General features: G+C 71.2%; 13 protein-coding genes. 8 read left to right on the top strand and 5 right to left on the bottom strand.

The annotated features are described in order from the left end of the window. Nucleotides 1–2: 2 nt before the first annotated feature. The 7 genes from ACFVST_RS02800 (at nucleotide 3) to ACFVST_RS02830 (ending at nucleotide 6,837) form a co-directional block, all read left to right on the top strand. Entirely contained in the window at nucleotides 3–1,241 is a 1,239-nt protein-coding gene (locus tag ACFVST_RS02800; protein ID WP_390146182.1) for a hypothetical protein, read from the top strand. Between the two features lie 6 nt (nucleotides 1,242–1,247). Beyond that, nucleotides 1,248–3,401, top strand: coding sequence for a poly-gamma-glutamate hydrolase family protein (locus ACFVST_RS02805; RefSeq protein ID WP_390146183.1), 2,154 nt, complete (start codon nucleotides 1,248–1,250; stop codon nucleotides 3,399–3,401). Beyond that, nucleotides 3,398–3,616 carry a hypothetical protein gene (locus ACFVST_RS02810; RefSeq protein WP_390146184.1) on the top strand — a complete coding sequence of 73 codons (219 nt, stop codon included), beginning with the start codon at nucleotides 3,398–3,400 and terminating at the stop codon, nucleotides 3,614–3,616. Before ACFVST_RS02805 ends, ACFVST_RS02810 begins: the two co-directional genes overlap by 4 nt. An 85-nt stretch (nucleotides 3,617–3,701) precedes the next feature. Next, a complete protein-coding gene (locus ACFVST_RS02815) occupies nucleotides 3,702–5,504 on the top strand; it encodes a hypothetical protein (RefSeq protein WP_390146185.1) in 1,803 nt (600 codons plus the stop codon). A gap of 3 nt (nucleotides 5,505–5,507) precedes the next feature. Next, the gene (locus ACFVST_RS02820) at nucleotides 5,508–6,365 is read left to right on the top strand and encodes an N-acetylmuramoyl-L-alanine amidase (protein ID WP_390146187.1); all 858 of its coding nucleotides are present in this window, start codon (nucleotides 5,508–5,510) and stop codon (nucleotides 6,363–6,365) included. Next, nucleotides 6,362–6,586 (top strand): hypothetical protein, encoded by a 225-nt coding sequence (locus ACFVST_RS02825; RefSeq protein WP_390146189.1) that lies wholly within the window; start codon nucleotides 6,362–6,364, stop codon nucleotides 6,584–6,586. The genes ACFVST_RS02820 and ACFVST_RS02825 overlap by 4 nt, the downstream gene beginning before the upstream one ends. Further along, nucleotides 6,586–6,837 (top strand): hypothetical protein, encoded by a 252-nt coding sequence (locus ACFVST_RS02830; RefSeq protein WP_390146191.1) that lies wholly within the window; start codon nucleotides 6,586–6,588, stop codon nucleotides 6,835–6,837. The genes ACFVST_RS02825 and ACFVST_RS02830 overlap by 1 nt, the downstream gene beginning before the upstream one ends. Before the next feature lie 119 nt (nucleotides 6,838–6,956). On the opposite strand, the gene ACFVST_RS02835 is transcribed toward ACFVST_RS02830, so the two are convergent. Both ACFVST_RS02835 and ACFVST_RS02840 read right to left on the bottom strand, forming a co-directional pair. Continuing rightward, nucleotides 6,957–7,499 carry an NUDIX hydrolase gene (locus ACFVST_RS02835; RefSeq protein WP_390146192.1) on the bottom strand — a complete coding sequence of 181 codons (543 nt, stop codon included), beginning with the start codon at nucleotides 7,497–7,499 and terminating at the stop codon, nucleotides 6,957–6,959. Nucleotides 7,500–7,543: 44 nt separating this feature from the next. After that, the gene (locus tag ACFVST_RS02840) at nucleotides 7,544–8,878 is read right to left on the bottom strand and encodes a transcriptional regulator (RefSeq protein ID WP_390146193.1); all 1,335 of its coding nucleotides are present in this window, start codon (nucleotides 8,876–8,878) and stop codon (nucleotides 7,544–7,546) included. A gap of 502 nt (nucleotides 8,879–9,380) precedes the next feature. On the opposite strand from ACFVST_RS02840, the gene ACFVST_RS02845 reads away from it, so the two are divergent. Then, nucleotides 9,381–9,557, top strand: coding sequence for a hypothetical protein (locus ACFVST_RS02845; protein ID WP_390146195.1), 177 nt, complete (start codon nucleotides 9,381–9,383; stop codon nucleotides 9,555–9,557). Between the two features lie 268 nt (nucleotides 9,558–9,825). Here ACFVST_RS02845 and ACFVST_RS02850 read toward each other — a convergent pair whose 3' ends face one another. From ACFVST_RS02850 to ACFVST_RS02860, 3 genes are all read right to left on the bottom strand, one after another. Further along, on the bottom strand, nucleotides 9,826–10,935 hold the full coding sequence (locus ACFVST_RS02850) for a ComEC/Rec2 family competence protein (protein ID WP_390146197.1): 1,110 nt from the start codon (nucleotides 10,933–10,935) through the stop codon (nucleotides 9,826–9,828). Beyond that, nucleotides 10,932–11,672, bottom strand: coding sequence for a helix-hairpin-helix domain-containing protein (locus ACFVST_RS02855; RefSeq protein WP_390146199.1), 741 nt, complete (start codon nucleotides 11,670–11,672; stop codon nucleotides 10,932–10,934). The genes ACFVST_RS02850 and ACFVST_RS02855 overlap by 4 nt, the downstream gene beginning before the upstream one ends. Before the next feature lie 717 nt (nucleotides 11,673–12,389). Further along, nucleotides 12,390–13,232 carry a DegV family protein gene (locus tag ACFVST_RS02860; RefSeq protein WP_390146201.1) on the bottom strand — a complete coding sequence of 281 codons (843 nt, stop codon included), beginning with the start codon at nucleotides 13,230–13,232 and terminating at the stop codon, nucleotides 12,390–12,392. Nucleotides 13,233–13,407 lie beyond the last annotated feature (175 nt).

The raw sequence follows: 13,407 nt of genomic DNA on the forward strand, positions 1-13,407 counted from the left end.
CAGTGCTGGTCGACTACATGGACCTCGCCGGTACGGAGATCGTCAACTCCGCCCGGGCCGCCGCGTACGCGCTCGCGCGAGGGGTGCCGGTGCAGTGCGATCCCTGCCCGGACATCGCGGCCGCGGTCGGGGACATGCCGTACGTCGACCCGGTCACCGATGACGCCCCCTGGTACGACGCGGCCGTACCCGAGTCCCGCAATGTGCTCGGCATCCTCGGCTTGGCCGTCGCCGGTTTCGACTCGGGCACCATCACTCGCACGCCGGTGCAGCTCGTCGGCGACGGGGCGATGATCGGTGCGGCGCGGCATCAGCAGCGGGAGATCGCCTACACGGTGCTGCTGATCGCCACGGACGAGTGTGCCCTGTCGTACGGGTTGGAGTGGCTGTCCGTCGCGGTGCAGGGTTCCTCGTGCCCGTCGTGCACCGGCGATGAGCTGTGTGTGTTCTCGTGCTGCCCGGTCGATGGACAGCGGGAGTTGCGGCACCTGTACGACGTGGGCTTGTTGGACGGCCCGCAGGTCACGGGCACCCAGTACCTGGCGAATGGTGCCGTGTTGGCCACGGTCACTTTCAGCTTGGTCGCGGGCCGGCCGTGGATCTACCACGAGCCGCTGGACACCGGGGGCGACTGGGTGCCGCTCGGCAGCGGCGACCTGGTGCCCTCCACCGATCCGGACCAGGTGTACCAGCAGTGTCTCCAGCCGGAGCCGTGTGCGGCGGACCCGCTGTGCCCGCCGCCGCCTCTGCCCCCGCAGCCGCCGGTGCCGCGGCCGCTCTGCTATCCGACCGGTCTGGACAACTTCCGCCGGTCCCGGGTCGGGGTGTCGCCACTGGTGCAGTCGTCGTGGTTGGAGACGGTGCCGGTCCTCGAAGTCCGCGTCGGCTCGCAGGACATGCGGCGGCTGCTGGTCAGGTTCTGGACCAGCCAGGACGGTTCCTGTGAGGGAGACCTGGACCCGTGTGCCGCGTGCACGGACATCAACATCGGCTACCTGCCGGCCGGTTCGACGCTGCGCCTGGACGGGCGGGTGCAGCGGGCGGTGGTGGAGTGCCAGCAGGTCCCCATCGGCACGGCGACGTCCACGCCGACGATCTACGGCCCGCGCGGCGGGCTCTTCGAGTGGCCGGTCTTCTCGTGCCCAACCGGACTGTGCATCGAGGTGTGGTCGCGGGCGGATGACACCGCGCCGGATGCGACGGCGCGGGTGCTGCTCGTGCCGCGTGCGGATGCGGGGTGACCGGGGATGGCTGACAAGTACGCCAACTGGGAGGAGTTGATCTCCGACCGGGATCCGACCACCGGGGAGCTGGTCAATCAGGAGGGGCGGGACTGGTACATCCGGATCCGACCGGGCACCGGCTCCTATGTCACGCACATGGCGATCCACGGCGGTGTGATCGAGGCGCCGCCCGAGCAACTCGCCGACTACGCCGCGCAGTTGACCGGGCCCTTCTACACGTTCGCCGGGATCAAGAGCAGTGGCAACACTGCGCTGCACATCACCAGCACGCACTACGACGAGCCACAGGCCGTGCAGCACGCCGCGGGCGCCGATCGGATCGTGTCCTGGCACGGGCACGCCGACAAGGCGGCCGGGGTGGCGGTCACCTACGTCGGCGGTCTCGATGCTGAACTCGGCGACCGGATCCGTGCCCGACTCGAAGAGGCTGACTTTCGCTGCGAGGACCCGCCGGCCGACCTGTCCGGGACGGATCCGGACAACATCTGCAATCGCGGACTGCGCAGTGCCGGAGTGCAGTTGGAATTGTCCCGCAGCCAGCGGGCGGCGATGTTCGCGGGCGGGGACCTGCGTCTGTCGCGGATCCAGGACCCGGCCAACAGGACGACGGCGTTCTATCGGTACGTGGCTGCGGTCAACCGGGGCGTGGCCGACGTAGTGCCGCTGCCGGTGGCTGTCGGAATCACCGCGGCAGTGGTGACCAGCGCGGAGCGCGGGGTCCAGCTCACGGTGACGGTGGCCGAGCCGACCGGGATCGCGTCGTGGCAGATCTCGCGCGTGGTCGGCGGCCTGGACCAGCCGCTGTTCGCCGGGCAGGGCAACACCTTGCCGTTCACCTCGACTTGGTTCGATGCGTCGCCGCCCGCCTGTGTGCCGATCACCTACCGGGTCGAGGTCCGCCGCCAGGACGGCACCGTGGACACGGCCGACTCCGCGCCGGTCACCTACACGCCGGAGGCAGGCTGCGGCGGTGGGGCGCCGGTCGGTGAGGTCCCGACGGTGCTGGGCTGCGCGAGCACGTACTCGGCGCTGATCCACTGGCGCGGCGGGGGCCAGCAGTACGCGATGCTGAGCGAACTGACGGCGGTGAAGTGGTCGCGGACGATCAACGACATCTCCGAGGCCAGCGTCACTATCGCCCGCGCGAGCCTGGACCCCGCCTGCTGCGAGGACCTTGGCCAGGTCGAGCCGTGGTGCCATGAGCTGACGATCTACCGAGACGGCGAACTCGTCTGGCAGGGCCCGATCGTGCGGCCGCGGTTCCGCCGGGACAGCATCACGATCGAGGCGCAGGACGTCACCGCGTGGCTGGACCACCTGGTGAACAACTACCCGATCCGCTACATCAATGCAGGCGCCGACGCGCTTGGTCGGCGGCGGGGACCGATCACGTACATCGCCGACAACCACCTGCGACTCAACCTCACGGACCCGGACCTGTCGGTGCCGCGGGACTACCCCAGCATCCTGGACTACCTCGTGCGCCGCGACGAGGGCCTGCCCACCATCAAGGTCGAGAAGGACGGCTCGGACAACCAGACCGCGTGGACCGAGACCATGGGCAACATCTGGCGCGAGTGGACCAAACGCGGCCTGACCTGGACGACGGTCGGCCGGTCCATCGTGCTGCGGGGACGGCCCACCAGCGGGACGAGGGCGATCGGACGGCTCACCCTGGACCACATCGCGGGGGACGTCGAGGTCATCAAGGACGGTACGCAGGGCGCCACTTACGGTTGGGCAACCAGCCAGCAGTTCCAGAACATCACCGACGGCAAGACCTTGGGAACCGGGCGCACGGGCACGCCGTACGGCCGCCTGGACACGCTGGTGACCCTCCAGGAGGAGGACGTCACGGACGCCGACCTGCGCAGCGCCGCCCGGGATGCACTGGCCGGCCGCTACCCGGTGCCCGTGGCGATCAACGTCCCGGACCAGTCCCAGCTCACCCCGGACGCCCCGGTGACCGTGCAGCAGCTGGTGCCCGGCGAGCGCCTGGACGTACTCGCCTCCAGCATGTGCGTACCCATCGAGCGGGGCTTCGTCCTGTCGGACGTGGACGTGTCGTGGCAGGCCGACCAAGGCGGCCAGGGCGGTGAACGGGTCGGCATCGCGCTGATCCCGCTGGGAGACGTGGACGAGGAGCTGGGCGGATGAGCAGCACTGCACTACCCGGGCAGCGCGCGGCGCAGCGGCCGCTGCGGGCGGCGATCGCCGCGCAGGCCGCGCTCGGCCGGGCCGCGTCCCGGGCCGACTCCATGGCCAGCCACGTGGTCCTGAACATCGGCGGCCGGTGGATGCAGCAGACGTGGACCCCGGACGGCGAGAGGCAGTTGACGCCGTACGTGCTGGGCCACGAGCAGGAGGGATAGGACGATGGCGCGATGCGGGTGCTCCGGTAGCTGCTCCTGCCTGGTTACAGGTCGGGCTCCGATCCAGGTGACCGGGAACGGATCGGTGCAGCAGCCGTACGTGGTGAGCCTGGGCGGGCAGTCGGAGGACGGCTGCCAGGTCATCACCGAGTGCGTGGCCGAGAACCTCGGCCCGGGGCTGATCTACGACGAGGGCTCGGGCCGGATCCAGGTCCACCTGTCCGACGACGCTGGCCAGGCCGCCAGCTTCGGCACGGACCAGGGCGTGATGGTGCCGGGCGGCCCGGGGCCGGTGCCGGGGGTGTGCGGGCAGACGATCGCTGACCTGCCGGCCGCTCCGAACGTGGTCGGGGCGGACTCGCTGGCGGGACTGCACGGCCCCTACAGCTCGCCGCACCAGCTCGAATACTGCCTCGCGACCGGCAGCGACATCATCGGCTTCCACGTCGCCACCAGCTCGGACGACGTGGGGGTGGTGGCGGACTACTGGGACCACCAGATCTCCGGGCGCCGTACCTCCATCTACATCGGGCAGGACATTCGGCAGCTCAGCTCGTCGACGATCAAGAGCGTGTGGAACTTCGCTGGTGACGTGGACGACCCGGTGGCGTATCAGCGGCCTGACGGGGATGTGCCGGCCGGGCGGGATGACCGGCGTGGGGGCTGGTGGGGGTGGCTCGCCCCGAACTACCACCAGCCGCTGGCCGCGGACTTCCTGCGCATGATCGACGCCAAGTCCATTGCTCTGCTGGACTGCGGGCCGGACCCGGAGAACGCCGTCTACCCGGAGAGCGTCGCGATCACCGGGGCCGTGCGCGCTGTCCTCGGGCACTGCGCGCAGGAGTGGGCAATGATCGGCGTGCAGGAGATCACCAACGCGGTCACCGTGAAGAACGCGGGGATTACACCGGTCATGGTGCCGGTCAAACCGGCGACGTACGGCGACGCGACGCTGCCCTACCCGGTGGCGGACCTCACCGCGGCCGGAATCGAGTGGATCGTCCTCAACCACCTGTGCGCCGACAGCGTGTTCACCACGTACCGGGACGCTGGGCTCCAGGTCCTCATGCTCGGCGACTCGCGGCACGCCACCCGGGCCAGGGTCGAGGGCCTGGGGATCCGCGGCGGGTACATGCTGGACCCGGTGTACTACCGGGGTCCGCTGACCGCGAACTGCCCGTACTCGTACCGCACGGAGTCGGACCCGTGGGAGCACCGGCGGCCCGGCACGGGGCAGTTGACGTTCCGCACGGACCAGGAAGACATCGTGTCCCCCAGCGGTCTGGTGCGCGGCCGTGTCGAGGAGCGCGAGCAGGGCCTGATTCTGCCTCCGAACTTCGGCGCGAACACCGGCCGGGCCGCCGTGTTGTGCGGGTGGGAGTGCCCGATCGAGGACCCCACGTCGTACACGCTGACCTGGGATATGAGGTGGGACAGCCTGGCGACGACGTCCGCGACCCGCGCCAAGATGGGCCTGCTGTTCGGCGCCGCGACGGACGTAGACCCGTACAACTGGCCCGACGATCCAGTGCTGAACCCCCGCAGATTCCCCCGCGGGCAGCGGACCTTGTACCGGGCGTACCAGCGGCAGAACGGGGAGCTGGGCCTCGCCAAATGGGATCCCTCGCTCACCTACCTCGCTACCAAGAGCACGCCCGCGATGACGGTGAACGCCTGGTCGTCGTACGAGTTGACGGTGACCCCGACGCAGATCACGTTCACGCGGATCGCGGCGAACGGCACCCGGTACACGGTCACCGCTGCGGACTCCCAGTACCGCGGCCCGTACTTCTGGGTGGAGAAAGAGGAGGGCAACGCCGTCCTCGGCGACTCCGCGAATCCGTTCCAGGGCAAGGTCCGCAACATTTCCTATACGGCAGGGGGCTGACCCATGGCTACTCCCATGACGGCGGCGCAGTTCGCTCGCGCGCTGCGTGCCGAGGGGCTGAACGTTCATGAGCGCTCCGGCTGGTCCACCCACAACCGCGGCCAGCGCGGCACCGGTTGGGGGCCGCTGAACGGCGTCATGATCCACCACACCGCCTCCGGCGACGGCAAGGGCATTGTCGACCTGTGCTACAGCGGGCGGGCGGACCTGCCTGGGCCGCTGTGCCACGGCGTGATCCACAAGAACGGCGAGGTCACCCTCGTCGGGTGGGGCCGCGCCAACCACGCCGGAACGGGCGACGCCGACGCCCTGGACGCGGTGATCAACGAGTCGGCGCACCACCCGAAGCCCGGCCGCGGCACGGTCGACGGCAACAGCAGGTTCGTCGGGTTCGAGTGCGTCAACCGCGGCGACGGCAAGGACCCGTGGCCCGAGGCCCAGTTGGTGGCGATCGCCCGGGCGGCTGCGGCGGTGTGCCGACATTACGGGTGGGGCGAGCACTCCGTCATCGGCCACCTGGAGTGGACCAACCAGAAGATCGACCCGGCGGGGTTCTCTATGAACTCGATGCGGGACCGCATCGCCGCGGTCCTGGCGGCGCCCGCCGGGAGAATCCCCGAGGAGGACGACATGCAGCTCAACGACCAGGTCGGCATCGGCGATTGGATGCCGCGCCGCTGGCCTGACGACAAGGGCTTGGCGGACAAGAAGATCAGCGTGGGGACGGCGCTCGGCTCTGCGTACGGCCATGCGCGGGTCGCGCACGAGGGCGTAGACGTGCTGCGCAAGGAAGTGGCCGAGCTGCGCGACCAGGTGACGCAGATCCTGACGCTCCTCACCGAGACAGGGGACCCGTCATGACCGAGCGGCACCCGAGCACCACGCACGTACTCCGGTACTTCGCGTACGACCACCTGCCCCCGCACCTTGCTGAGGTCAGCGCCCCCTTCCACGGGCTGGCCCACGAGTTGGTGGCCGGCCTGCCCGACGGCCCCGAGTTGACCGCCGGGCTCCGGAAGCTGTTGGAGGCGAAGGACTGCATGGTCCGGGCTGCCCTCGATAAGGCTGCGGAGAAGGGGTAGTGACTCCGCCTGAGTCCTCCGTTGCCATCGAGCTGGAGCGGCTCCGTGGCTCGGTCGACACGGGGTTCGCCACGCTGGGCGGTCGACTGGATGTGGCGCTCCAGCGGCAGGGCCAGACGGACAAGGCCGTCGAGGATCTGGAGCATCGGGTCGCGGCGCTGGAGCGGGGCCGGTGGCCGCTGCCTGCGGTCGGCGCGGTGACGGCGGTGGTAGCTCTGGGGGTCGCGGTGTACGAGGCCGCGGCCCGGTGACGGTGGGCGTGCTGTACGCGCCTCTATGGTGACGGCACCTATCCACTGCTGGCTGCGTGGTGGTCGCGGCCCCGCCCCTGATGGACAGCAATTCCCAGGGACGGGGCCGCACTCTATGCCTACGCTCTGACGCACCGCTGCTGGTGCAGCATCAGCAGGGCCGCCACCGCGTTCGCCGAGCGGATCTCAGCGCGGGCGATCATCTCGGGCACCCGCGCCAGCGGCACCCACTCGCGGCGCTGCGACTCGAAGTGATCCTCCGGGATCTCCCGAACCTGCTCCGCAGTGTCCGACCAGTACACCCTGTGGTGACTGGTGGAGATGCCCGGCATCGGGTCGACGGCCAGGAGCAGCCGCATCGGCCCAGGCCGCCACCCCGTCTCCTCCTCGAACTCCCGGGCCGCCGCGGTCGCAGGGTCCTCGCCCTCGCCGGTGCCGCCGGACGGCAGTTCGTACCCCCACGCATCGGTGATGAACCGGTGCCGCCACAGGAGCAGTGCCTCGTCTGCCTCGTTGACGACGGTGGCCACAGCTACGGGCCGCAGCCGGATCACCGTGTGGTCCAGGTGACGGCCGTCGGGCAGCTCGACGTCGGCCATGTTCACCGTGGCCCATCGGTTCTCGTACACGGTGCGCTCGCCCAAGTTCCGCCACACGGACACTGATGCCGCCTTCCATCGAGGTCGCCCCCAGTCGACCACACCGCCTATAGAGGGATGCGGAGGGTGTCGTCGATCCGGCCGACCACATCCCGTACCGACCGGCTGCCGGTGCCTGCGAGGTTCCGGCGGACTCCCGCGAGCCGGTCGTGCAGGCGGTGCGACTCCATGCCGTGCACTGTGTCGAGCATCCGTTCTGCCGTCCCGGCCGCCTGGTCTACCTCCCCTGCCCGCAGCTCGCAGTCCGCGAGGGTGGCGAGCCGATGCACCCGCCCGCGGGCGTGCGCCTGAATGCCCACAGCCTCGGCCGCGAAGCGCTGCGCCGGTCCGGTGTCCCCGAGCCTCATCAGGGTGTCCGCGAGAGCGTTCTCCAACAGACCTGGCTGCACGTAGCCGGTCTCCGCGGGTTCCTCGTCGGGCCGGATCAGCCCGGCTGCGGTCTCGGCCTGCTTCATCGCGCGTCGGGCGCCGGTCTGGTCGCCCATCCGCGAGAAGGCCTTGGCCTGCATTGCGTTCAGGTCGCAGGCCAGGGCCGGGCTGATGGCGTGTCCGGCGGTGCGGAGTCCGGCCTCGGCGAAGGCGACGGCCGCCCGGTGCTCGCCGAGGTAGATCGCGTGGTTGACGAGGAGAGCTATCACGTATCCACCGAACGCCCGGTCACCGGACGCCTTCGCCAGACGCAGTGCCTGGTGGTAGTAGCGCTGGGCCAGGCCCTGGGCGCTGGAGTCATAGGCGCAGATCCCGGCAATGGCGACCAGGCCGCCGACGGCCCGGTGCAGCTCGCGGCCCGTGCCGTCGGTGTACGTGCCGCGCATCAGCGGCGCCGCGTCCTGGACAAGGAACCGCACCACCCGGCCGCGGGTGGCAACCCCACCGGCCTTGCGGTACATCTGCTCGTAGTGGGCACGAGCGATGCGGAGTTGCTCAACGTCGGGGAGGCCGACGCGAACGGTGCCGCGGCTGGACACGTCAATGTCCTCGGGCGGGTTTTCCCACTCCCACACGGGGCCGACGGCAGGCAGACCGGTGATGACGGGCGCCCGCTGGAGGTCATCGCGCTGCTGGTGGTCGCCGCGCCACAGGGCGGTGGCCTTGCCGATGAACCCGTCGAGGGGCGTGCCCGTGGGCGGGGCCGCCCCTTTTCCCATGCCGATGTCGTCGAGGGAGACCGGTCGGCCGAGGCGACGGCTCAGCACGTCGGCGATGAGGTCAGGGACGATTCCGCGGGGGCGTTCGCCCCTGAGCCAACGGATGACAGAGCTGTGGTCGTAACGCATGCGCTTCCCTCGGGCTGACCCAGCCGCGTTGATCTGCGCTGCCAGGCCCTTGCGGGACATGCCAGCCTCGGCGAGCAGCGCGTCCAGCAACGTGTTGGGTTCCATTTTTTGCCCCCGGATCACTGTCGGTCACAACCGTAGCTGGATCCGGTTCACACACTGTGTGAACTCCCCAACAGGGCACGCCCGTTGCACACACTCCCCGCAGTCTCGCAGCGCCCATACGGTCAACGGGGAACGGAGGCGAACGCCATGACTCAGCCACGAATCACACCCCTTCCCGCACCGTCGCCCGCGGCTGTCCGCGAGGTGGGCTGGTGCGACTTCCACCGGGACCTAGCGGAGGACGTGAAGCACGTCCGCGCTGTCGGGCCCACGACGAGCCAGACGCGCTACGCCTGTCCCACCTGCCGCGGCCTGCGCGACCTCACCCCGGTCAGCGACACGGAGGCCGCATCATGACCGCCGCCCCGCCAGTCGGTGCCCGCGGTGACGCGGAGTACCGCACCTACCTCCTGCACACGGCGGACTGTCACGTCTGCTCCATCCGGGGCGGCGTCTGTTCTCGTGGTCACCGGCTGCGCCGAGCTTGGCAGGAGGCTCAGCGGTGATCTGCGCCCGCTGCCACGGCAGCATCCTCGAAGACCAGCCGTACCGCACGCACCACCACGAGGCCGGGTCCGGCCCCGGCTGCACCAACTACAGCCACGCCGACCCGGGCGACTGCCCGCCGCTCGCCGCCCTCGACCTCCGCGTTCAGCGGGCTGCCCACGAGCGGCAATGAGACCACCCCGTTCGCGGGGAGATGGCGCGGCGAGCGGGGTGACCCACGGCCCCGGTCGGCATCTGCCCCCATTGCCGGCCGGGGCCTCCACAATCTGGGGGCGGCGTGCCACTGTTGAGCGGCCTCTCCTGCACTGCTGGAGGGGCCGCTCCTCTATGAGGTGACGCGGCGGCAGCCCATCATGGCGCCGGGCTAGAGGAATAACCGCAGGTCGACGCACTACATGTTGCGCGTGCGCAACAATGATCTCTCCAAGTAACCCATCTGTTCACCGGACATTGTCACCGCTTACGGCCAAAAGGTGAGTGAGGTCGGTGGCCCGGAAGGCCTCGGTGAGGTCGGCCGGCACTCGGGAGGTGTCTCCCACGACCAGGCCCGGCAGCAGGGCCCTGGCGTCGGGCGGAAGATGGTCGGTGGCTTCCCGGAGCCCGGCCCGCAGCTTGCCGGCCAGCCGCTGCGCCGGGGGTGGTGCGGCCACCGGCTCGGGCGGCCGCCCACCGGATACGCGCGCCACCGCGGCGACCGAGTCTCCGGCGAGCGCGGGCGCCAGCCGTGCCACGACCCGCACCCGGGCACCCGGCAACAACCCCGCCCAGTCCTCCTCGACCCGCGCCGAGGGAGCGGCGGGCCCGTGCGGGGGCGCGCTGCCGGGGGCGGTGCGCGGGGTGCGGGGAGCGTCGGTGATGAGGAGGACGGGGGTACGGGTCGCCGTGGTGCCGCCGTCGGAGGACGTCACCCGGAGCACCCGGGCCTCGGTGACCAGGCTGGACGGAGCCATGTGGTCACCGGTGACTCGTGGTGCGGTACGGCGCGGATCGGCGGTGATCTCCACCTCCAGGGTGGCGTGGGCGTGGGCACGGGCGAGCCGGGGTACTGGGCCGCGGTGCAGATCGGCCCCATGCAGCACGGCAGAGGCACCGGCCGCCGCGGCACAGAGCAGCACCCCGGCCACCGACACCCGCCGCCAGGCCGGCTTACGGGACGAGGCGCCGTCCGGATTGCGGGACGGCCTTCGGGACGGCCATCGGTCCGGCCTGGGCGGGGGCTGGGCGGCGAATTGGCTTGAAAGGGCGGTGAGTTGAGGGGAGGAAGGGGTGGGGCCGTGGGCTGGGCGGGGGCGTAGGAGTAGCAGGCCGAGGATCGTGGCGATGGCTGCGGCGAGGAGGACGGGCGCGGTGGGGGCGTCCAGGGCGGCGGCCGCGGCGGCCCAGGCGGCCACCGCGGGGGCGACCAGGCGCAGGTCGGCGGGGGCCTCCTGGTGCGGGTGCGGATCACCAAGGGGGCTGCGGGCGGTGCGGTGCACGGGCGGTCGGTGGGCCGTCGCCTCAGTCGCCGTGGCGTCCATGGCCTCGGGGGGACTCTCCGGTGCCGGGGTCATGGCTGGACCATGTCCCGTAGGTCGGCGAAGCGGCTGTCACCGATGCCGTTGACCTCGCGCAGCTCGTCCACGGAGCGGAAACCGCCGTGCTGGGTGCGGTAGTCGATGATGTGCTGGGCCAGGACGGGGCCTACCCCCGGCAGGGTGTCCAACTGATCCACCGTCGCCGTGTTCAGGCCGACCGGGGCAGCGCCCGCCGCTGCCCCACCGGCGCCTCCTCCGCCGCCGCCCGCAGTACCGGAACCGGGGGCCGCGGGCACTCCTACGGCGACCTGCTCACCGTCGACGAGGAACCGGGCGCGGTTCAGCCCCACGACGGAGACCCCGGGACGCACCCCGCCCGCGGCCTTCAGCGCGTCCGCGACCCGGGCACCGGCGGGCAGTCGCTGAAGTCCGGGGTGGCGGACCTTCCCGCTGACGTCGACCACGATCGGCCCACCGGAGGCCCCCGGACGGCCCGCACCCGCCGACCGGGCGCCGCCGGTGCCCTCGGACTCCCGCTGTCCGGCGCCGAGTTGACCACCGGAACCGGAGGCACCGTCGCTGCCCGCGCCCCCGGGACCGTCCTCCGCCCGTACCACTTCCGGGGCCTGGACCGGCCGGGCCCGACCGGTCCAGTAGTGCTGGGCGGCGAACGCGGCGGCCGCCAGCAGCAGCACGGCGAGGGCGAGAACGCTGCGCCGCTCAAGCGCGCAGTGGGTCTGCATCCACAACGGCAGCCGCTCCCGCACCGCCACAGACCACCGCCCCGTGCGAACCACCGGCCCGGCCCCGCTCCGACCACCACTCCCCGCCTCCGCTTCCGCCTCAGCCACCGCGGAAGGCGTGACCGCCGGAGGTGCGACCGCAGGCAGAGGCATCGTCGACCAGGGCTCCGCGCCAGGGGGACGCGAGTGCTCCGAACCCCCCACCGGCAACGCGGAGTTCACCCCCGTCACTCCCGTCACCGCAGCACCCGCCCCCGCCCCTCCCACCGGAGCCTCACCGGACGGTTGCTCCCGCGGCGCCGGGGAGAGGAGGTCCTCGGCGCGGGAACGGGTGGGTTCGTCGGTCGTCCTACGGTGCCGGGCTCGGGTGCTCCGGGGGCGGGTGGCGGCGGCAGGGCGCGGTGGAGTCGGCTCGGGGCGCGAAGTCGGTTTGCCGGGTGGGGAGTTGGCGGTGTCGCACGGCAGCGGGAACCGTACGGGGCGGTGCTCACCGAGGGCCGTGGCAAGAGGCAGCACGGTGGGCGTACGACGCGGCGGCGAGGTGGGAGAGGAAGAAGGAGGAAGGGAAGAGGGCGCAGGTGCAGGTGTACGAGGAGTCATGGCCCGGACGTTAGAGGCCACGCACCGGCCGAGTGGATCTTGGTGAATTCCCGTGGAAAACCGGGGAGTTGTGGATAACTCCGCCACCCGGATGAGTGAAATGGGCGAACAGACCGACACTGCGGGCCGGTTGCCCACGTCTCAGATTCAGCGGGGCGAGACCACGGCCCCGAGGAGACCGGGTCCGGTGTGCGCACCGATGACCGCGCCGACCTCGCTGAGGTGCAGCTCGGCCAGGCCCGGTACCCGTTCCCGGAGGCGCTCCGCGAGGAGGGCGGCGCGCTCGGGAGCGGCGAGGTGGTGCACCGCGATGTCCACCGCGCCGCTGCCGGCCTGTTCGGCGACGATCTCCTCAAGGCGGGCGACGGCCCGCGACGCGGTGCGCACCTTCTCCAGCAGCTCGATACGGCCCCCGTCGAGCTGGAGCAGGGGCTTGACCGCGAAGGCGGAGCCGAGCAGGGCCTGGGCGGCTCCGATGCGGCCTCCACGGCGCAGATAGTCAAGGGTGTCGACGTAGAAGTAGGTCGAGGTGTCCGCGGCCCGCTTCTCCGCGGCGGCGACGGCCTCCTCGGCGGTGCCGCCCCGTTCTGCGACCTCGGCGGCGGCGAGGGCGCAGAAGCCGAGCGCCATGGCGACCATGCCGGTGTCCACGACCCGCACCGGCACGGGGGCTTCGCGGGCCGCGAGGACGGCGGCGTCGTAGGTGCCGGAGAACTCGGACGAGAGATGGAGGGAGACGATGGTGTCAGCACCGGTGTCCGCGATACGGCGGTAGGTGTCGGCGAGGACTGCGGGTGCGGGACGCGAGGTGGTCACCGAGCGCCGCTTCTGCAGGGCCTCGGCCAAAGCGCGGGAGGAGATCTCGGTGCCCTCTTCCAGGGCCTGGTCACCGAGGACCACGGTGAGGGGGACGGCGGTGATGCCGTGGCGCTGCATCGCGGGCTGCGGCAGGTAGGCCGTGGAATCCGTGACGATGGCGACATGGGGCATGAGCTGGAGGTTACCTGCCGTCTCCGCTGCCCGGCAGTCGGGGCTCGGCCCGACACCGGCCCTCGCGGGACCCCTGCACGACAACGGTCACGGTACCTCCCCACAGGGACACACCAGCCGCACAGCACCCAGCCGACCAGCCACACAGAAGCCTCGCAGCCCCACCCGACCAACC

It is taken from the genome of Streptomyces sp. NPDC058045 (genome assembly GCF_042885635.1).
GTDB lineage: Bacteria > Actinomycetota > Actinomycetes > Streptomycetales > Streptomycetaceae > Streptomyces.

Excerpts from the sequence above, each read along its gene's own strand:
- ACFVST_RS02860 (WP_390146201.1), bottom strand. The coding sequence starts at position 13,232 with ATGCCCCATGTCGCCATCGTCACGGATTCCACGGCCTACCTGCCGCAG.
- ACFVST_RS02810 (WP_390146184.1), top strand. The coding sequence starts at position 3,398 with ATGAGCAGCACTGCACTACCCGGGCAGCGCGCGGCGCAGCGGCCGCTG.
- ACFVST_RS02820 (WP_390146187.1), top strand. The coding sequence starts at position 5,508 with ATGGCTACTCCCATGACGGCGGCGCAGTTCGCTCGCGCGCTGCGTGCC.
- ACFVST_RS02850 (WP_390146197.1), bottom strand. The coding sequence starts at position 10,935 with ATGACCCCGGCACCGGAGAGTCCCCCCGAGGCCATGGACGCCACGGCG.
- ACFVST_RS02825 (WP_390146189.1), top strand. The coding sequence starts at position 6,362 with ATGACCGAGCGGCACCCGAGCACCACGCACGTACTCCGGTACTTCGCG.
- ACFVST_RS02840 (WP_390146193.1), bottom strand. The coding sequence starts at position 8,878 with ATGGAACCCAACACGTTGCTGGACGCGCTGCTCGCCGAGGCTGGCATG.
- ACFVST_RS02805 (WP_390146183.1), top strand. The coding sequence starts at position 1,248 with ATGGCTGACAAGTACGCCAACTGGGAGGAGTTGATCTCCGACCGGGAT.